17 protein-coding genes are annotated in these 19,290 nt (G+C 66.2%); 3 read left to right on the top strand and 14 right to left on the bottom strand.

Annotated features, from left to right (window positions below; genetic code table 11):
- Positions 1–255: 255 nt before the first annotated feature.
- From OKA11_RS01945 to OKA11_RS01930, 4 genes are read right to left on the bottom strand one after another with little or no spacing between them, the layout of a single operon-like run.
- Positions 256–2,091 (bottom strand): ABC transporter ATP-binding protein, encoded by a 1,836-nt coding sequence (locus OKA11_RS01945; protein ID WP_267218546.1) that lies wholly within the window; start codon positions 2,089–2,091, stop codon positions 256–258.
- Positions 2,088–2,909 (bottom strand): ABC transporter permease, encoded by an 822-nt coding sequence (locus OKA11_RS01940; RefSeq protein WP_267218545.1) that lies wholly within the window; start codon positions 2,907–2,909, stop codon positions 2,088–2,090. The genes OKA11_RS01945 and OKA11_RS01940 overlap by 4 nt, the downstream gene beginning before the upstream one ends.
- Entirely contained in the window at positions 2,909–3,904 is a 996-nt protein-coding gene (locus tag OKA11_RS01935) for an ABC transporter permease (RefSeq protein ID WP_267218544.1), read from the bottom strand. The genes OKA11_RS01940 and OKA11_RS01935 overlap by 1 nt, the downstream gene beginning before the upstream one ends.
- Entirely contained in the window at positions 3,904–5,439 is a 1,536-nt protein-coding gene (locus OKA11_RS01930; protein WP_267218543.1) for an ABC transporter substrate-binding protein, read from the bottom strand. The genes OKA11_RS01935 and OKA11_RS01930 overlap by 1 nt, the downstream gene beginning before the upstream one ends.
- Positions 5,440–5,902: 463 nt before the next feature.
- Between OKA11_RS01930 and OKA11_RS01925 the strand changes: the two genes are divergently transcribed.
- Positions 5,903–7,093 carry a DUF1624 domain-containing protein gene (locus OKA11_RS01925; RefSeq protein ID WP_267218542.1) on the top strand — a complete coding sequence of 397 codons (1,191 nt, stop codon included), beginning with the start codon at positions 5,903–5,905 and terminating at the stop codon, positions 7,091–7,093.
- 155 nt (positions 7,094–7,248) lie between these two features.
- Here OKA11_RS01925 and OKA11_RS01920 read toward each other — a convergent pair whose 3' ends face one another.
- From OKA11_RS01920 to OKA11_RS01910, 3 genes are all read right to left on the bottom strand, one after another.
- Positions 7,249–7,959 (bottom strand): cupin domain-containing protein, encoded by a 711-nt coding sequence (locus OKA11_RS01920; protein WP_267218541.1) that lies wholly within the window; start codon positions 7,957–7,959, stop codon positions 7,249–7,251.
- Positions 7,956–8,624, bottom strand: coding sequence for a haloacid dehalogenase type II (locus OKA11_RS01915; RefSeq protein WP_267218540.1), 669 nt, complete (start codon positions 8,622–8,624; stop codon positions 7,956–7,958). Before OKA11_RS01915 ends, OKA11_RS01920 begins: the two co-directional genes overlap by 4 nt.
- A gap of 152 nt (positions 8,625–8,776) precedes the next feature.
- Positions 8,777–10,054 (bottom strand): NAD(P)/FAD-dependent oxidoreductase, encoded by a 1,278-nt coding sequence (locus OKA11_RS01910; protein WP_267218539.1) that lies wholly within the window; start codon positions 10,052–10,054, stop codon positions 8,777–8,779.
- A gap of 229 nt (positions 10,055–10,283) precedes the next feature.
- Here OKA11_RS01910 and OKA11_RS01905 point away from each other — a divergent pair, with 229 nt between their 5' ends.
- Entirely contained in the window at positions 10,284–11,456 is a 1,173-nt protein-coding gene (locus OKA11_RS01905) for a M20 aminoacylase family protein (RefSeq protein ID WP_267218538.1), read from the top strand.
- 41 nt (positions 11,457–11,497) lie between these two features.
- Here the strand turns inward: OKA11_RS01905 and OKA11_RS01900 are convergent, their stop codons facing one another.
- Complete coding sequence (locus tag OKA11_RS01900; protein ID WP_267218537.1) at positions 11,498–11,884, bottom strand: RidA family protein; 387 nt, start codon at positions 11,882–11,884, stop codon at positions 11,498–11,500.
- A 39-nt stretch (positions 11,885–11,923) separates the two neighbouring features.
- On the opposite strand from OKA11_RS01900, the gene OKA11_RS01895 reads away from it, so the two are divergent.
- Complete coding sequence (locus tag OKA11_RS01895; RefSeq protein ID WP_267218536.1) at positions 11,924–12,967, top strand: threonine ammonia-lyase; 1,044 nt, start codon at positions 11,924–11,926, stop codon at positions 12,965–12,967.
- On the opposite strand, the gene OKA11_RS01890 is transcribed toward OKA11_RS01895, so the two are convergent.
- The 6 genes from OKA11_RS01890 to OKA11_RS01865 form a co-directional block, all read right to left on the bottom strand.
- Positions 12,961–13,890 carry a 2-hydroxyacid dehydrogenase gene (locus tag OKA11_RS01890; protein ID WP_267218535.1) on the bottom strand — a complete coding sequence of 310 codons (930 nt, stop codon included), beginning with the start codon at positions 13,888–13,890 and terminating at the stop codon, positions 12,961–12,963. The two genes, OKA11_RS01895 and OKA11_RS01890, sit on opposite strands and share 7 nt — an antisense overlap.
- A 156-nt stretch (positions 13,891–14,046) precedes the next feature.
- On the bottom strand, positions 14,047–16,194 hold the full coding sequence (locus OKA11_RS01885; RefSeq protein ID WP_267218534.1) for a TonB-dependent siderophore receptor: 2,148 nt from the start codon (positions 16,192–16,194) through the stop codon (positions 14,047–14,049).
- 519 nt (positions 16,195–16,713) lie between these two features.
- Entirely contained in the window at positions 16,714–17,337 is a 624-nt protein-coding gene (locus tag OKA11_RS01880) for a hypothetical protein (protein WP_267218533.1), read from the bottom strand.
- 1 nt (position 17,338) lies between these two features.
- Complete coding sequence (locus OKA11_RS01875) at positions 17,339–18,010, bottom strand: HupE/UreJ family protein (RefSeq protein ID WP_267218619.1); 672 nt, start codon at positions 18,008–18,010, stop codon at positions 17,339–17,341.
- Positions 18,011–18,075: 65 nt separating this feature from the next.
- Positions 18,076–18,459, bottom strand: a complete 384-nt coding sequence (locus OKA11_RS01870) for a hypothetical protein (RefSeq protein ID WP_267218532.1) — start codon at positions 18,457–18,459, stop codon at positions 18,076–18,078.
- A 31-nt stretch (positions 18,460–18,490) separates the two neighbouring features.
- The gene (locus OKA11_RS01865) at positions 18,491–19,246 is read right to left on the bottom strand and encodes a DUF4198 domain-containing protein (protein ID WP_267218531.1); all 756 of its coding nucleotides are present in this window, start codon (positions 19,244–19,246) and stop codon (positions 18,491–18,493) included.
- Positions 19,247–19,290 lie beyond the last annotated feature (44 nt).

Raw genomic sequence — 19,290 nt, 5'->3', positions numbered from 1 at the left:
CTGTTCCCTTTGAGTTTAGGGGCCGTGGCCGGCCTTCTGATCTTGCCTCAAACTTTGCAAAAATGCCCATATGGGCATTTTTGTTAGCGGCACCGGCCCTCTCCCCCACCCGACCTCCCAACAGGGTACACTTCGTGGGAGGTCGGGTGGGGGAGAGGGCCGGTGCCGCCAAATCCGCCTTCGGCGGATTTCCAAACGGGTTTTTAGGCCCCAGTGTTTGGCATCGGGTGCCGCTCTCGCAGCCCAGACGGTATTTTATTCCGCGCCGAGCGCTTCCACCGGGTGGTGGCAGAGCCAGGTATGGTTCTGGCCGTGGCCCTGACTCTGCCGGAGCGGCGGAGCCTCGCAATTGCAGCGCCCGCGAATGGCCGAGACGCAGCGCGGTTCGAACCGGCAGATCTCGCGGTTAAGCGGAAGGCCGGTCCCGGCGGCGCGGGCGGCGCTCGATGCCAGCCAGGCGGGGTCCATCTGCGGCACCGATTCCAGCAGCAGCCGGGTATAGGGATGGTGCGGCCCGCGTGCGAAAGCGGCACAGGTCGCGCTTTCCACCGCGCGGCCGCCGTAGAGTACCATGATCCGGTCGCAGAACGTGCGCACGGTGGAGATGTCGTGGCTGATGAACATGACCGCGATGCCAAGATCCCGGCGCAGGCTGTCGATCAGTTCGAGGATCGCCTGCCCGACGATGGTGTCGAGCGCGGAAGTCACTTCGTCGCAGATCAGCAGCTCCGGCTCGGCCGCAAGCGCGCGGGCAAGGTTGACGCGCTGCTTCTGCCCGCCCGAAAGCGCGCGGATGTTGCGCGCGGCGGTGGCGGCGGGAAGCTGGATCAGGTCGAGCAGCTCGGCCACGCGTTTTTGCGCGGCGGCGCCGCGAATGCCGTGATGGAGCGCCAGTGGACGGGCCAGCAGTTCGCCCACGGTCTTGACCGGATTGAGCGCGGTCTCGGCATGCTGGAACACCAGTTGCACCTTGCGGAACTGCTCGCGGCTGCGCCCGCCAAGGTCTGCGGGAAGCGGAGTGCCGTCCAGCAGCACTTCGCCGTCCGCAAGGGGCACGAGCCCGGCGACGACTTTGGCAAGCGTGGACTTGCCCGAACCGGATTCGCCGATCACGCCCACCGCCTCGCCGCGGCCGCAGAGCAGCGAGACGTCTTCGAGGATCGGCACTTCGGGACGGCCATCGCGGATCTTGCCGTAGCCGGCGGAAAGACCGTCGATCCTGAGCAGAGGCACGCATTCCTGCTCGGGCCGGGGCAGGCGGGTGAGGCCGCCATGGTCGGCGGCGGCGAGCAGGGCGCGGGTATAGGGATCGGCGGGGGTGCCGAACACCGTGCCGAGCGATCCGGCCTCTTTGGTGCGCCCGTTCTGGAGCACCAGCACTTCGTCGGCCATCTGCGCGACGACCGGCAGGTCGTGGCAGACATAGACGGCGGTGGCGCCGCTCTCCGCAATGGCGGCCTTGAAGGCTTTGAGCACTTCGACCTGGGTGGTCACGTCGAGCGCGGTGGTCGGCTCGTCGAAGATCAGCAGTTCGGGCCCGGTGATGAGCGCCATCGCCGCCATCAGCCGCTGGAGCTGGCCGCCGGAAAGCTGGTGGGGATAGCGCTCGCCGATGTTCTCGGGATCGGGCAGGGACAGCGAGGCGAAGATGCGCCGCGCCCGTGCCATGGCCTCCTTGCGGCTGGCGAGGCGGTGGACGAGCAGCGGCTCGATCACTTGCGCCATGATCGTGCGCGAGGGGTTGAACGCCGCCGCCGCGCTCTGCGCCACATAGGCGACGCGGCGTCCGCGAAGGCCCCGCAGCGCCTTGCCGTCCATCAGGTCGACACGCTCGCCGCCGACCTCGATGGTGCCGCCGGCGATGCGGGCGCCGGGGCGGGCGTATCCGGCGAGCGAAAGCGCGATGGTCGATTTGCCCGAACCGGATTCGCCGATCAGCGCCAGCGTCCGGCCGGGTTCGATCGCGAAACTGACATCCTCGACGATGGCGCGCTCGGCATCCGGCGGGCCGACGACGATGCGCAGGCCCGAGACGGTGATCTGCCCCCGCCTGGTGACGTTCTGGTGGGTTTCTGGTGCGGCCAGGGTCACGCCGTCTTCCCCTTCTTGAGCGCGTGGATCAGCAGGTTGGCGCCGACGGTGAGCGTGGCGATGGCAAGCGCAGGCGCGATGATCGCCGGGGCGCCCTCGGTGATGCCAGAGATGTTCTCGCGCACCAGCGAGCCGAGATCGGCATGGGGCGGCTGCACGCCAAGGCCGAGGAAACTCAGCCCCGAAAGCAGCAGCACGATGAACACGAAGCGCAGGCCAAGGTCGGCCAGCAGCGGGTGCAGCATGTTGGGCAGGATCTCGCCCAGCGCGATGCGGATAGGGGTTTCGCCCTGGGCGCGGGCGAACGTAACGTAGTCCATCGCCGCAAGGTCGAGGGCGATGGCCCGCGCGATGCGGAAGTTGCCGGGCACATACGTCACCGCCGCGATGAGCAGCAGCAGCCAGAGCGAGGAGCCGAATGCCGCCACCATGACCAGCGCGAAGACCTTGGAGGGGATCGAGATCAGCGTGTCCATCGTGCGCGAGACGACTTCGTCCACCCAGCCCTTGTGGACGGCGGCGACAAGGGCCAGCGAGGTTCCGGTCACGCTCGCCAGCAGCGCCGCGCCGAGGCCGAGGAACACGGTGTATCGCGCGCCCCAGAGCAGGCGGCTGAGCACGTCGCGGCCAAGGTAGTCGCTGCCGAGCCAGAACTTGCCAGACATCGGCGAGAACACGTCGTAGTCCACGAAGGCGCCCACGGCATAGGGGGCGAGCAGCGGTCCGGCCAGCGCGGCGAGGAGCCAGAAGCAGACCAGGAACAGTCCGATGCGCCCGGGAAGCGGCAGTGACCTTGCGAAGGAGAGGAAAAGTGTCATCAGGCGCGCTGCCTCGGATTGCTGAGAATGGCGACGACGTCGGCGATGAGCACCAGCAGCAGGTAGGCGGCGCAGAAGATCATCGCGCAGCTTTGCAGCAGCGGCATGTCGCGGCTGGTCACGGCATTGACCATGAGGCTGGCAAGGCCGGGAAAATTGAAGATGGTCTCGACGATGATCGCTCCGCCCAGGAGGTAGGACAGCGAAAGCGCGGCGGCATTGACGATCGGGCCGATGGCGTTGGGCATCACGTGCCAGAGCACGATGCGCCCGAACGGCACGCCTTTCAGTTCCGCCATCTCGACATAACCGGCGTCGAGCTGGGCGATCATCGCCGCGCGGGTCATGCGCGCCATTTGGGCGACGACCACGAACGTCAGCGTCATCACCGGCAAGGCGCAGGAGCGAATGGTGTCGCCAAGGCTCGCCTCCGAGGAGACGAGCGCGATCGACGGCAGCCAGAGCAGCTTCACCGAAAACACCAGCACGCCGAGCGTGGCGACGAGGAATTCCGGCACCGCCACCATCGACAGGGTGGCAAGCGAAAGCACGCGGTCCACCTTGCCGCCGCGATGGACGGCGGCGGCGATGCCCATGGCCAGCGCCAGAGGCACCGCGATCACGGCGGTGAAGCCTGCCAGCATCAACGAATTGGGCAGTCGTTCGGCGATGATGTCGCGCACCGGCATGTTGGCGACCAGCGACTGGCCGGGATCGGCGCGCAGTATGCCGCCGAGCCACTGGACGTAGCGGACCGGGCCCGGACGATCGAGGCCCATCTCGTGGCGGAGCGCGGCGACCTGGGCGGGCGTCGCGCTCTGCCCCAGGGTCTCCTGCGCGGCGTCGCCGGGGAGCAGACCGCTGATGGTGAAGACCACGATGGAGACCAGCAGCAGGGTCAGCAGCGCCGAAGCGGCGCGGCGGCCGACGAGGTGCAGGATCACACTGGCGCCGCGCGGCGCCTTTCGGGCGAATTGGGGGAAAGCGCCGGCCATCAGGCGTCCAGCCACACGTGCTGCGAGAAGCGGTAACCCATGAAGGCGCCCAGCGGGATCGGGTGCAAGCCTTTGATACGCTTGTCGTAGCCGTCGATCAGGCTGATGAACACGGGAATCGCGGTCCCCGCCTTGTCGTGGACGATCCTTTGCATCTCGCCGTAGATTTCCTTGCGCAAGGCCTCATCCGGCTGCGAGCGGGCGTCGGCCAGCAGCCGGTCGAAGCGTTCGTTCTTCCAGCCGGTTTCGTTCCAGTCGCCGTTGGACTTGTAGAACTGGCTGAACAGCAGGTCGGCGGTGGGGCGCGGGTTGACGTTGCCGAAAGTCATCGGGTGGCGCATCCAGTGGGTGGACCAGTAGCCGTCTGCCGGCACCCGGTTGACCGCCAGTTCCAGCCCCGCCTGCGCACCGAATTCCTGGATGATCGAGGCCATGTCGACCGACCCCTCGGCCGCGGGCGAGCAGTAGAGCGGCACACGCACGCCCTTGAGCCCGGCCTTGGCGATGTGCCAGCGGGCCCGGTCGAGATCGAGCGTGGTTTGCGGGATGTTCGGGTTGTAATAGGGGTGGAAAGGGGGGATCGGCTGATCGTTGCCGATGGTCGCATGGCCCCGGAACAGCGCGCGCTTGACGAGCGGGCGGTCGATCAGGTGCTTGATCGCTTCCACGAAGTGCGGATTGCCGGTGGGCGCGGCATCGGCGCGCATGATGAGGTCGGTATAGAGGCCGGAGGGCGTCGCCATCACCCGGTGGCTGCCGCTCGCCTCGATGCGGCGGATCGAGCGGGGATTGACCGCGTTGATCATCTGGCAGTCCCCGGCGAGCAGCGCGTTGACGCGGCTGACTTCGTCGGGGATTGCGATCAGCTCGATCCGGTCGAGATAGGGGCGGCCGGGCATCCAGTAGTCGGCAAAGCGCTCGCCCACGGTGCGCACGCCGGGCTGGAAGTGGCGGACGCGGAATGGACCGGTGCCGTTGCCGCGCGGATGGATGTCGCCCTTGCGGACGATGGCGAATTGCGGCTGCGAGAGGATCGCCGGCAAGTCGGCATTGGGTGCGGCGAGGCGGATCGTCACTTCGTGGCGGCCGCTGGCGCGGACCGAGGCGAATTCCGCCGCGATGCCTGCCAGCTTGGAGGCGGTGGCCGGGTCCTTGTGGCGCAGCAGCGAGAAGACCACGTCGTCGGCGGTGAAATCCCCGCCGTCATGGAACGTCACGCCGCGTCGCAGCTTGACGATCCAGGTCTGCCGGTCGCGGCTTTCGAGGCTTTCGGCAAGCGCCGGAACGGGCCGCAAATTGGCGTCGGGCGTGGTCAGCCCTTCGTAGACCATGCCGATCCGCACATAGTCGGTCGAGACCGAGGCCTTGGCCGGGTCGAGCGTGTCCGCCGTCGAACTGGACTGGGTGGCGACGCGGATCGAGCCGCCGCGCCGGGGCACCGCCAGCACATCCTGCGCCCGGCCGAACGCGAGGAGACCGGCTCCGGCAAGGCCGCCGGCCAGTGCCGTCCGGCGGGAGAATCCACCGCCGCTCATCGGCGCGCTTCCGGCATGCCCGTCCGGCGGCCGCAGGGGCTGTATCGGGCGGAACTGGAGCGGGAAATGGCCATGGGCGTGATCGTCTCTCTCGTGCCGTTTTGCAGAAGCAGGCAGGACGCCGGCTTGATGGTCTACAGCATCATGCTTCGATCGAAAGGTGCCTTCGATTGTGGGGTGCCAAATGCGCAGATCGGGAAATTTGGCATGCGTTTGCGGCACAGTCTGCCGCGCCGGTTCCGGCCCTTGCGCGCGGCGCGCGCGCATGTTCCTCGAACGATCTGGGAACGATCCGGGAAAGCGGCCCGAGGCAGTGCGGGAGGCGGAACTGCCCCATTGGCACCCGCGGCACTTTGTTCCATTAGGCTCCCGCAAATTGTCAGAAAATCCTCCGCGCGAGGTAAAAACGGGTGCGGAACGGACCGAGTCTCCTGTCCAATGCCTGAAAAGGAGGTTCGCGATCATGGCCACCATTGCCCGCTCTGAGCCGTTCGGCTCTGCCGCTACACCCGTGAAGGCCGCCGCCCGGCGCCTGACCAGCATCGATGCCCTGCGCGGCTTCGTGATGGTCATCATGCTGCTCGACCACGTGCGCGAGACCTGGTTCCTGCACTTGCAGGTTTCCGATCCCGTCGATGCCCGCACGGTCATGCCGGCCTTGTTCTTCACCCGCTATCTCAGCACGATCTGTGCGCCGGTCTTTGTCGGGCTCACCGGATTGTCGGCTTTCCTTTACGGACGTACGCACACGAAGGGCGAAGTCTCGCGCTTCCTGGTCGAGCGCGGGCTGTTCCTGATGTTCCTCGAACTCACGTTCGTGAACTTCGCCTGGACCGCCAAATACCCGCCCGAGACGATCTGGTTCCAGGTGATCTGGACCATCGGCGTCGCGATGATCGCGCTCGCCGGGCTGCTGCACCTGCCGAGGAAGGCGATCTTCGCGATCGGCCTTGCCATCGTGTGCGGGCACAACCTGCTCGACGGCGTGCATGTTGCCCCGGACAGCCCGCTGTTCGCGCCCTGGGCGATGCTGCACGAGCGCCAGGCCTGGGACTTCGCCGGGATCACGTTCAAGACGACGTATCCGGTGCTGCCATGGATCGGCCTGATCTCGCTCGGCTATTGCATGGGCCCATGGTTTGCCGGCGATCTTGCGGCCGAAGTGCGCCAGAAGCGCATGACGATGACCGGCCTTGCCATGCTGGCGGCCTTCGTCGCCCTGCGCACGCTCAATGTCTACGGCGATGCACCGCGCTTCGTGGTGGAAGGCGATGGCCTGCGCACGTTCATGAGCTTCATGGCGCTCACCAAGTATCCGCCTTCGCTGCTCTACCTGCTGTTAAACTGCGGGCTCGGGATGATCCTGCTCTCGGCCTTCGAGAAGATCGACGGCGGGCGCGTGTCGCAGTGGCTCTCGGTGCTGGGCGGGGCGCCGATGTTCTTCTACATGCTGCACCTCTACGTGCTGAAAGCGCTCTACCTGATCGCCTTCGCCATCTGGGGGGCGAACAAGGGCAAGTTCTTCGGCGTCGACAATCTGGCGTGGGTCTGGGTCTGGTATGTCGGCCTGATCGTGCCGCTCTACTTCCCGACGCGCTGGTTCTCGAACCTCAAGAAGCGCCGCCGCGACATCTGGTGGCTCAAGTACCTTTAAAAGTACTGAACCCAACACGGGGCGCACAGAGCGGGCCGGATCGCACCAGCGATCCGGCCCGTTTCCTTTGGGCCGAGGCAAAGGCTGTAAAAAAATGGGCCGGGCCGCTCTGGGATGCGACCCGGCCCATCGATCTGGCCCGCAGTGCGGGCGTTTCAGAAGCGGAGGATCACGAAGAGCTTGCGGGTAGGACCGATGCCCCGCCAGGAGCAGGCGCTGCCGGCGGGAATGACCACCAGATCGCCCGGGCGGGCCATGGTCTCGTTACCCTCGGCATCACCGAAGGCAACCTCGCCTTCCAGCAGCAGCATGACCTCCCAATGCGCGTAAGTCATCGGCAGGCGGTGATAGGGTGTGGAACTCCAGGTGCCGGCGTAGAACAGCGTGTCGGCGCTGCGGAAGTCCACGTGCTGGGCGCATGCCGGTTCCTTGTCGCCGACCAGCAGGTCGGGATTGGGACGCGCCGAGGGGGCGTGCGGTGCGCCGAAGTCGATGCGGGTGAGCCGCGCACCGTCCGCTCCGGGCTTCGCGGCACCGACGACGATCGCGCGCACGGCCGAGGTGGCGCGCCAGTGGAAGGTCGTGCCCGCCGGTACGAGGGCAGCCTCGCCCGCGTCGAGGCGCAGCGTCACGCCATCGGCCGTGAGCGAGAGCGTTCCCTCGCGCACCAGCACGATCTCGCTGAGGTCGCTGGTGGCGATGCCGTGGCTTTCGGCAAGCAGCAGGGCATCGATCCGCATACCGTCTTGCGGGACGGGCACGCTGACGCGCCCCGCGCGCCAGTCCTCCCCGAAGGAAGAACCGGCGGCGACTGCGAAGGCGCCAAGATCGATGTACGGTGCTTTGGCGGCGATACCCGCGCTCACAGACCCAGCAGACCCGGCAGGCCGGAGATGTCGGGGATCTCGTTGACCTCGTAGTAGCTGTTCAGCGGCTCATGCCCGCGATTGACGAAGGCCTTCATCGTCACGCCCATGTCGTAGGCGGTCATCAGGTCGTAGCGGAAGCTGGACGAGCAGTGCAGCACGTCCTCGGGATTGCAGTTCAGGCTGTCGAACATGAATTCGAAGCCCTCCATGCGCGGCTTGTAGGACTGGGCCTCCTCGGCGGTGTAGACGGCGTGGAAGGGGGCTTCCAGGGTCTTCACGGCATGGGGGATGAGGTCGATCATCGAATTGGAGAGGATCACCAGCGGGAATTCCTCGGCCACGCGCTTGAGCGGCTCGATCACGTCCGGGTGGGCGCCCCAGTGCGGAATCTCGGCATAGATCGCGGCGGTGTCGGCATCGCGGTATTCGACGCCGAGCTTCTTGCAGGTCCGGCGCAGCGCGCCTTCCACCACGTCGCGATAGGGCTTCCACGCGCCGAGCACTTCGTCGAGGCGGTAGGACGAGAATTCGCGCACGAAGGCATCCATGCGCTCGGGTTCGGGCAGGCGGTCGGCATAGGCGCGGCGCGCGGCCGGGCCCATCTCGAAGTAGATCAGCGTGCCGTAGCAATCGAACGTAATGTATTTCGGGCGCAGGGCCATCTTCGCGTTCCTTGTTGCGGATCAGGTGAGATAAGGATTGCGTCAGCAGGGGCGGGGGGTGACACCGGCTTTCCGGCTATCGAACGGCCATCCCGCCGTATCTTCACGGGTGCGCGGCAGATCATGCCGTGACCGAATCCCGTCTTTTGCGGTCAGCTTTTCCAGTCCAGGAACCGATACCAGGCGCCGACGAACGGCAGGAACCACGGCGGGCCGAGATGCCCCGGAATGGCATCGAAGGCCTTGCCCGCCAGCGGGTTCGCATCGGCCTCTCCGGCAATCACGCGCGCCATGCGCTCGCCGATGAAGCCGGCGAACTGGGCGCCGTGGCCGCTGAGGCCGACGGCATAGTGCAGCCCCTGATGTTCGCCCGCGCGGGGCAGACGGTCCGGCGTCATGTCGAGCACGCCGCCCCAGGTGTAGTCGATCGGCACTTCGGCCAGCGCCGGGAACACGTCGTCCAGCGTCTGGCGCAGGATCGCGCCGCTCTTCGCGTCGCTGGCCGGGTCGGAGAGGGCAAAGCGCGCCCGGCCACCGAAGATCAGGCGGTTGTCGGCGGTGAGGCGGAAGTAGTTGCCGATGTTCTTGGTGGTCACGCAGTTGCGCCTGCCGGTCATGGTTGCGGCGACCTGCTCGTCGGTCAGCGGCGCGGTGGCGACAATGAAGCTGCCCATCGGGATCGTGCGGCGCCGGATCCAGCGGAACGGGCCTTGCAGCGAAGGGCCGGTGGCGAGAAACACGGCATCGGCCACGACATTGCCCTTGGGCGTCGTCACCCGGTGGCGGCCGCCCGGCAGGCGCTCGATGCCGGTGACAGGGGCGTGTTCGAAAATCGCGGCGCCGCGGCGGGCCGCCGCTTCCGCAAGCCCGACACCGTAGCGCCCCATGTGCATCTGCGCGCCGCGCGGCATGACGATGCCCGCATGGAAAGCCTCGGACTTCACCTCGTCCTGAAGGGCTGCCTTGTCGAGAAAGACGAGATCGGGTTCGACCTCACGGGCCAGGAACTCGCCCGAACGCTTGAGGCCGTCGACGTGGCTGGCCTTGGCGGCCAGCTTGATCTTGCCGTTGCGCACGAAATCGCAGTCGATCGCTTCCTCGCGCACGGTCTCCTCGACGAAATCGACGGCGGAATCGTAGAGGCCGTAGAGCCGCTTCGCTTCGGCGAGCCCTACCTTGGCGGCCAGTCCGCCAAGGTCGCTGGCGGTGCCGTTGTTGCAATGCCCGCCATTGCGTCCCGAAGCCGCAGCGGCCACTTCTCCCGCTTCAAGCAAGACGGTGTCGATGCCGCGCATGGCCAGCGTGCGCGCGGCGGACAGGCCGGTGAAGCCGCCGCCGACCACGACGACCGAGGCGCGTTCGGGCACCCGGCCCTCTCGCGCCGACGAGAAGGGCTTGCGGGTATCGGTCCAGTAAGGCTTGAGCTGCATGTCGCGTTCGTACTCCGGAAAGGCCCGGATGGGATGTGCAGCCTGAACGGTCTGCTTGCCAAGGCCTCTTGCGGGAAATGCTACGGGCGCGGCTTGGCAGGATGTTCCGAATTTACCGGAGGGCCGGTCGATGCTGCCGCAATGGAGGGCATGCTCGAAAGCCTGCTGTCGCGGCGCGGATCTAGGATGAGGCAAGAGAGCCATGGCTGCAAAGGAGTCGCCCCCAACGATGCTCACCACCGAAGATCTTGGCGCAATCGCGCTGCTTTTGCCGGAAGTGACGGCGATCCGCCGCGATATCCATGCCCATCCCGAACTGGCCTACGAGGAGCATCGGACCGCAGGCATCGTTGCGGACTATCTGCGCGGTCTCGGCCTTGAAGTGGCCACGGGGATCGGCCGCACCGGGGTCGTCGGCACGCTGCGGCGAGGAACGTCGCTCCGCGCGATCGGGCTGCGCGCGGACATGGATGCGCTGGGTTTTCAGGAAGAGACGGGCCTGCCGCACCAGAGCGTGACGGCCGGCAAGTTCCACGGCTGCGGCCATGACGGCCACACCGCGATGCTGCTCGGCGCGGCGCGGCATATTGCGGCGTCGGTGGACTTCGACGGCGTCGTCCATTTCATCTTCCAGCCTGCCGAGGAAGGGCTCGGCGGCGCGAAGGCGATGATCGAGGACGGTCTGTTCGATCGTTTCGACTGCGAGGAAGTCTATGCCGTCCACAACTGGCCGGATCTTGCCGCCGGACATTTCCAGACGCGCACGGGCCCGATCATGGCGGCGGCGGACCGGTTCGAACTGACCGTGGCGGGCAAGGGCGGCCATGCCGCCTTGCCGCACCAGACGCCCGACGCGGTTCTGGCCGCCGCCGATCTCGTCATGCAGCTCAACACCATCGTCGCGCGCCGGGTACCGCCGCAGGAAACGGCAGTGCTGTCGGTGACGATGATCCAGGGCGGCGCGACGCACAACGTGATCCCCGCCGAAGTGCGGGTCACGGGCACCGTGCGCACGTTCGTACCGGCCGTGCAGGACCGCATCGAGGCCTCCCTGCGCGAGATGGCGGCAGGCGTGGCGCGCAGCCACGAGGTGGAGATCGCCGTCGATTACGACCGCTATTATCCCGCCACCGTCAATGCCGAGGCCTGCGCCGCCCGCGCGCTGGCGGCGGCCGCGGCGATCCCCGGCGTGGAGGCGTCGCGCGCGCCGGAGGCCGCGTTCACTTCGGAAGACTTTTCCTTCATGCTTCAGGCCCGGCCCGGCGCCTATTGCTGGCTGGGGCAGGGCGGCGAGGATCACGGGGCGGCGCTGCATAACCCGCACTACGATTTCAACGACGAGGTGAGCGGCATCGGCATCGCCTGGTTCGCCAATGTCGTGCGCGAGGCGCTTGGGCGATAAGGGAAAAAGGCGGATGGCGGTGGCACCATCCGCCGGAACCGTCAGCCCGGAATGGCCACCACGGCTTCCAGTTCGACCAGGAAGCCATAGTGCAGTTCGGGCACCGGAACGACCGAGCGGGCAGGGCGGACATCGCCCATCGTGGCCGCATAGATCGTGTCGAACTCGGGCCAGTGCTCGATCCCGGCGATGAACACGGTGACCTTGACGATATCCTCGCGGGTGGCGCCGGCGCCTTCGATCACTGTCATCAGATTGGCCAGCACGGCTTCGGTCTGCTCGGCGAAACCCGGGCCAACCGGCTTGCCCTCGCGGTCGAAGGGCAACTGGCCCGATACGAACATCAGGCCGCCCGCGATGCTGGCATGGGAATAGTGCCCGCGCGGATAAGGCAGGCTGTCGCTGTAGAAACGCTGCACTTTGCTCATCTTCGTTTTCACTTTCAAAAAAGACAGGGGCTATCGGGAATGAACCTTGAAACGACCACGACCACGACCACGACCATGACCACGGCCAACGGGGCGCTGGCGGTCTGCCCCGACGATGTGCGCGATGCCGCAGCCACCATCGCCGGCGTTGCCGTCCGCACCCCGCTGCTCGAATACCGATTTTTGAACGAGAAGGCAGGGCGCCGGGTGCTGATCAAGTTCGAAGGCGCGCAGATCGGCGGCGCCTTCAAGTTTCGCGGTGCCTACAACCGCCTCGCCCGCATTCCCGAGGCCGAGCGGCCGAGCGGGGTTGTCGCCTGGTCCTCGGGAAATCACGCGCAGGGCGTGGCGGCGGCGGCCCGTATCCTCGGCATTCCCGCCGCCATCGTGATGCCGGCCGATGCGCCCGCGATCAAGATCGCCAATACCCGCGCGCTGGGAGCCGAAGTCGTGCCTTACGACCGTGCCACCCAGTCGCGCGAAGAGATCGCCACCCGTCTTGCCGAAGAACGCGGGGCCGTGCTGGTGCCGAGTTTCGACGATCCGTACATCATCGCCGGGCAGGGTACGGCGGGTCTCGAAATCGTCGAACAGGCTGCCGAACTGGGTGCCGTGATCGGTCAGGTTCTGGTCTGTTGCGGCGGCGGCGGGCTGGTCGCGGGAATCGCCACGGCCCTGAACGATGTGCTTCCGGACGCAGCCGTCTGGTCGGTGGAACCCGAGGCTTTCGACGATACCGCCCGTTCGCTTATTTCGGGCCGCCGCGAAGCCGTGGCGGTAGGGGCAGCCTCGATCTGCGACGCCTTGCTGGCACCGACGCCGGGCGAACTGACGTTCCCCATCAACAAGGCGCTGCTCGCCGGCGGCCTTACGGTGAGCGACACGCAAGTGCGCGCCGCGATGCGTTATGCCTTCGAAGTGCTCAAGCTGGTGATCGAGCCGGGCGGCGCGGTCGCGCTGGCGGCGCTGCTGGCGGGCAAGGCGCCCGAAACCAAGGGGGCGACCGTAGTGGTCGTGTCCGGCGCCAATGTCGATCCGGCCTTTTTCGGGGACCTTCTGCACGGCGGTGCCGGGGCTCAATAGCCCCGTTTTCGGTCGACCTCGCCGGGCAGCGCTTCTCCGGCGAGGTCGCCGCGCACGTTCTCGATCAGCGCATGTACCGCCGTCTCGATCCGGGTGACCCCGGCGATGTGGGGGGTGACGAGGACGCGCGGATCGCTGCGCAAGGGATGGTCACCGGGCAGCGGCTCGATTTGAGCGACGTCGAGAACGGCCTCGGAAATCTGCCCGGTGTCCAACGCCGAAAGCAGATCGGCCTCGATCAGGTGGCCGCCGCGCGCCGCGTTGACGAGGCGGGCGCCTTTGGGGAGTTTGGCGAAGAGTTCGGCTGAAAGGATGCCGCGCGTCTCGTCGGTCAGCGGCAGCAGGCAGACCAGGATGTCGGTGCCGGCCAGGAAGGCGTCCAGTTCACCGGCTCCGGCAAAGCACTCGACCCCGTCGATGGTCCGTGCGCTGCGATTCCAGCCGCGCAGGCGAAAGCCGAGCGGCGCCAGCATGGCGAGTGACGCCTTGCCCAGTTCGCCCAGCCCCATCACCCCGACGCTGCGCTCCTCGCACAGTAGCGTCGGGCGCGGGCTCCAGTCGCCGCGCACTTGCGCCTGGCGGTAGAAGGCGAATTCGCGGTGCAGCGCCAGAGCGGCGGCGGCGACATATTGCGCCATGGTCGTGGTGATGCCCGGCTCGATCATGCGCACGATGCGGACATGATCGGGCAGGCGCGAAAGGTCGAGCTGGTCCACCCCCGCGCCGATGCTGAACAGCACTTCGAGCGCCGGGAGCGAGGCGATCAGCTCATCGGTCAGCTTCCAGGCGACGAGATAGCGGATATCCGCCGGATCGCCCAGATCCGGCCAGTTGCGGAACTCGACTTCCGGCAGGGCACGGCGGAACTCGGCCTGCCACAGCTCTGCGCGCTCTGCGGGGCCCACATGGAGGATCGCGGTCATCTTGGGGGAAATCCTTGGTTGCGGCTGCTGTCGCCCGGTTGCTCGCGATGGAGCAAGGCGTGCGTTGCCACAAGCGCAGGAACAGCCGGTGAGCCGAAAAAGGGTCCGCGACCGACGCCCAGGGACAGGACGCCGGTCGCGGCAGGATGGGTGAAATCAGAACGAGAAGTCGGCGCGCAGGGTGATTGTGCGCGGGGTGCCGGGCGTCACCCAGTAGCGGTGATAGGAGGCCGCGTACCAGGTCTTGTCGAAGAGGTTGGTGACGTCGAGGCTGAACTTCATCTGTTCGGTCGGCTTGTAGCTGGCCATGGCGCGGACCAGGGTGTAGCCGGGCAGCCAGAAGTCGTAGCCGGTCTCGCCAAGCCGCTTGCTGGCCGCGTTGACGCCGCCGCCGACGGTGAAGACGCCCACGTTGCCTGCGTCGAATTCCTTGGTGACCAGCAGGTTGCCCGCATGCTTGGGAATGTTGATCAGCGGATCGCCGGGGTTGATCGTCAGCCCGAAGGCCGGATCGAGCGCGGACTTGGTCCATTGGGCATCGGTATAGGCGTACGTCGCATAGAGCGTGAAGCCCAGCGGCAGCTTGGCGTTGAGATCCGCCTCGATGCCCCGGCTACGCGCCTTGCCGCCGGCGAGGCTGAAGCCCGCGTTGAGCGGATCGGCGGTCAGCACGCCGTTCTTGGTCATGTGATAGACCGCGACCGAACTGGTGATCGCATTGTCCGGCGAGACGAAGCGCAGACCCGCCTCATAGGACTTGCTGGTTTCCGGACCGAAGGCGTTGCCGTTGGCGTCGATACCGCTGTTCGGGCGGAAGCCGGTGCCGTAGCTCGAATAGATGCTCAGCGTGTCGGTGATCTCGTAGAGCGCACCGACCGAGGGGCTGAAGCGGGTCTTGGTGGTGTCGACGCCGTTGTCGATGGTCTGGTGGAAGTGATCGAAACGGCCGCCGCCACGGATCTTGAAGTGGTCGGTCACGTCGATCTGGTCCTGGAAGTAGACGCCCCAGGCCTTCTGCGTTTCGTAGGTGTCCTGCACGATGGACGCGGTGGTCGGCTGCTGGCCGTAGACCGGGTCGTAGATGTTGATCGCGTTGTTGGCCGCCGTGATCGGGCTGCCGGCGGTATAGGCGGCCGGGCGGAAGCGCATCGACAGGGTGTCGATGTCGAACTTGTCCCAGTCGGCGCCGATCAGCACGTGGTGGGTGAAGGGGCCGGTATAGATCTTGCCGGAGATTTCGGCGCGGGCGGCCATGTAGTCGGTGTCGTAGTCGCGATAGCGGCGCTGGCGCGAGAGGTAGTTGCCGGTTTCTTCCAGCGTCTGACGGCTGCCGGAGAGCTCGGCGTCGCTCGAATAGCCATTGAAGGTCGTCTTGCGGTAGTTGAAGCCGGCCAGGACGACCCAGTCGCCGCCGAGGTCCTGCTCGAGTTGCGCCTGGTGGCCGAACACGGTGATGTGGTTGGGACCGTCACCCGGCTCGCCGAAGAAGCGCGAGCGCGGCACCACGCCCAGCTTGCCATCCACCGCGATGGTGCCGCGGTCGAAGAACACGTATTGGTCGACCACTTCCATTTCATAGGTCAGCGTGGTCGTGTCGGTCGGCTTGAACAGGACCGAGGGCGTCAGCACCTTCTTGCGCGAATAGAGATAGTCGCGGAAGCTGTCGGCCTCCTGCGCGGCGCCGTTGAGGCGCACGGCGAGGTTGTCGGCCAGCTTGAGGTTGAAGTCGCCCTCGATGCGGTAGGTATCGTAGCTGCCACCGGAGATCGCGAAGCTGCCGAAGGTGTCGTCGGTCTTGGCCTTCTTGGTGATGATGTTCACCGTGCCGCCGGGCTCACCGCGTCCGAAAACCGCGCCGTTCGGGCCCTTCAGGATGTCGATGCGTTCGATGTTGGAGGCGTCGCGGGGGCCGCCGTAGCCGCGCCCGCCGTTGAAGCCGTTGACGAGGAAGCCGCTGGGGAAGTTCTCGTCGCCAGCGAAGCCGCGGATGGCGAAGGCATCCCACAGGCCGCCGAAGTTGTTCTGGCGGGCGATGCCGCTGGCAAGGTCGAGCGCGGTATCGAGCCGGGTGATGTTGAGATCGGCGAGCATCTTGCCGTCGATCTGCTGGACACTCTGCGGTACTTCCTTCAGCGGAACGTCGCCGCGATACTGTTCACGCTTGCCAGAAACGACGATGTCACCTGCAGGATCTGCAGTGGCCGCTTCTGCGACGGCGGCTTCTTCTTCGGCGAAGGCAGGAAAAGCGATCATCGCGCAGCCCGTGGCGAGGGCGATGTTCAATGCGGACTTCCATCGTGTCATGTCGTGACCCCTCATAAGGTGCGTTGTTCTGTCCTGCCTGCGTTTATTGACCGCCTTGTTCTTGTTTACGGATCATGGGGTTGTCCGTTGTATTTTGGTTGGCGGCTTTTGTTCTGTTGATGGAAGCTTATGGGTCACGGGTACGAATCTTTGATCGAAACATGCCGATCCGGCGGCGGAAAATGACGAAAAATGACACTGCGCCGCGCTTTATGCCGCCGTTTGCGGGGGCTGGGAATCCGGCATTTCCTGCGGCTGTGGAAGGCGCTCCCCATGGCCAAAAAGAACCCGTGGAAGCGGGCGCTTCCACGGGTTTGCGAAGGGTGAGCCGGATCCGGTGAGGGCTGGTTCCGGCTCGTTTTCCGCGCGGCGCCCAGGTGCGGGAAGGGCGCGGCGCAGGAGAATGGAAACGGGGCTAGAGCGTTTTCCGATCTGAGTGAATCAGATCGGGCTCTCCAGATTCTTTGTTTTTCGCGTTTTTCCCAGTCACTGCGTGTTCCACTCCGTTCGAAAAACGCTCTATTCGCCCGGCCGGAACAGGTCCTTGTAGAAGCCGGTGGTCTTCACGGTGACGGTGACAGGGGTGTCGCCCTTGTTGCGCCAGTACCAGCCGTGGGTGCCTTCGAACGGCGCGGTGAAATCACCCTTGGCGGCGGCGAGTTCGCGTTCCTTCCAGTAGCTGGTGAACTCACCTTCTGCGGCATCGGGATGTTCGCCGTGCATGTCGACCTTGAGCGGGCCGCTTGCCTTCCATTCGAAGACGAAGCTGTCGCCCGACTTCATGTGCGCCTTCACTTCCTTGCCGCTGTGCGGGGGAAGCGTGATGGTCATCGTGTCGCTGCGCATGGCGGAGGCGCGCTCGATGCTGGTGCGGCTGGGCAGAACGGCGCGGGCGGCGCCTGCCGCCGGGCTTGCCGGGGTGGTTTCGGTCTCGGCCTGGGCCTCGCCGGTGGCCATGCCGGCAATGCCCAGCATGCCGCCGATACCGGTGGGGTCGATGCCAGCCTCGGCCGGAAGCACGCAAGTCACCAGCAGCACGGCGGCAACGGCAGCCGCGCCGAGGCTTGCCTTGGCAAGCGTTTTTGCCGGTACCTGGATCGAGGACGGCGGCAGCAGGCTGGGATCGAAAGTCTGGGCCGTCATGTCAGGCTCCCTTGGTGAAATAGCCGGTGAGCTGGAAGCCCACGAGCACGAAACCCGCGCACATCAGCGCGGCGTTGGCGGTGATGGCGCTGCGGCGGAAGCTGGGGGTCAGCCGCCAGAGGTTCATCGCGATCAGGATCAGCGAAAGCGCCATGAGCTGTCCCATCTCGACCCCCACGTTGAACGCCACCAGGTTGGGCACCAGGCCGTCGCGCGAAAGCGTCAGGTCCTGCAGCTTGGTCGCCAGGCCGAAGCCGTGGAAGAAGCCGAAGATCAGCACCGCCGCCTTGGGATTGGGCGAAAAGCCGAAGACCGTCTTGAAACCGCCGAGATTGTCGAAGGCCTTGTAGGCCACCGACAGACCGATGATGGCATCGACGATGTAGGGATTGGCGCGGATGTCGAAGATCACGCCCAGCAGCAGCGTGGTGCTGTGGCCGATGGCGAACAGCGTCACGTAAGCGCCCACGTCCTTCATCCGGTAGAGGAAGAAGATCACGCCGCACAGGAACAGCAGGTGGTCGTAGCCCGTCACCATGTGCTTGGCGCCGAGATACATGTAGGGGATGATGTTCACCCCGGAGGTGCCCTGGATGAAGGCAGCGTCGTTTTCGGCGACGCCGTGAGCCTTGGCGACCGAGGCGATGAGGGCGAGGACAAGCGCGGCGATCAGCGCCGCGCCCGTTTTTGCCTGAAGCGTCAGCCTGTCAGGCAGGAAGGATAGCGCGCGGCCCACCGTCAGATCGCGGTGAACGAGGCGAAAGTCTTGGCCTGATCGCGCTTGCCGACCAGGGCGACCACCACCTTGGCGCCCTTGGGGGCGACAAGGCCCGGCGCGGAGAAGCGGTTGCCGCCGGCGGGGACGAGCGTGACCTGGGTTTTCTTGCCGGCCACCGTCACGGTGGCCTTGGCGTCGAAATCGCTGGCGGACACGGGCTCGTCCTCTTCGGTGACGAAGAAGCTCACGCCCTTGGGGCCCTTGACCAGTTCGACCAGGATTTCGCCCGACATGGCGACGATGCCGCCGTGCTGGGGCTTCATGCTGCCGTGCGCGAAGCTGGCGACCGGGGCGGAAAGAACGAGGGAGGCCGCGAGCAGGGCGGCGATACGCTTGGTGTTCATGGCAGAGGTTCCTGTGCGATCGAAGGGGGCGTTATTCGGGCAGGTGCGGCAGCACGAAGGACAGCGAGGCGCGGTGTTCGAGCTGCTGGTACTTCACGGGATTGTCGGTGGGGCTGACGAAGATCGCCATCAGCACGTTGATGCCCTGGTTGCGCACCTTGACAGTGGCATAGCCGTCCTTGTCGGTCTTCACGGCCACTTCGTCGGGATCGTTGACGTAGTCGGTCATGACCTGCGCGCCGGCTGCGGGCTTGCCCGCGTAATAGACGCGGACCTTCATCGGCGATCCCGCCTTTTGCGGAATATCAGTGCCCACCGGCACCAGCTGCAGCGTCTGGCCGGGAAGCAGGGGCACTTGGCTGGTCGGCATGCGGGTCAGATGGACGGCGTACTTGAAATTGTGCTCGCTGAGGCCCGCACCCGGCACTTCGTCGCGGCCCTTGTTGTGGAACTCGCCGGAGGCGTCCTTGGTCCAGATGCCGTAGTCCATAACCGCGGCCACGGCGGAAACCGGCTCGTCGCTGTCGACCACGGGGATGGCGCCGGCATCGCGCAGCTTGACGTCGACATCGTTCCAGTCCTCGTCATACCCCTTGACCAGCGTCAGCTTGCTTTCGCGGGCGACGGCATCGAGGTCGTCGGCGCCAACGCCGTAGATGAGCGCCAGCTGGCGCGCACGCTGGGCAAACCAGATGCCATGGGCCTGGGCGGGCAGGACGGCCGCCACGCTCGCTGCGGCGGCAAGCGCCAGGCTTGAGACTTTCACTAGGCGCATACACGTAGCCATCTTGGGATCTCCTTGAACCTGTCGAGGGTCAGACTGCGGGCTTT

Origin of the sequence: Novosphingobium clariflavum (assembly GCF_026420865.1) — a bacterium.
GTDB lineage: Bacteria > Pseudomonadota > Alphaproteobacteria > Sphingomonadales > Sphingomonadaceae > Novosphingobium > Novosphingobium clariflavum.
The sequence above is the reverse complement of the archived record's forward strand: the minus strand, read 5'-3'. Positions and strand labels throughout refer to the sequence as shown.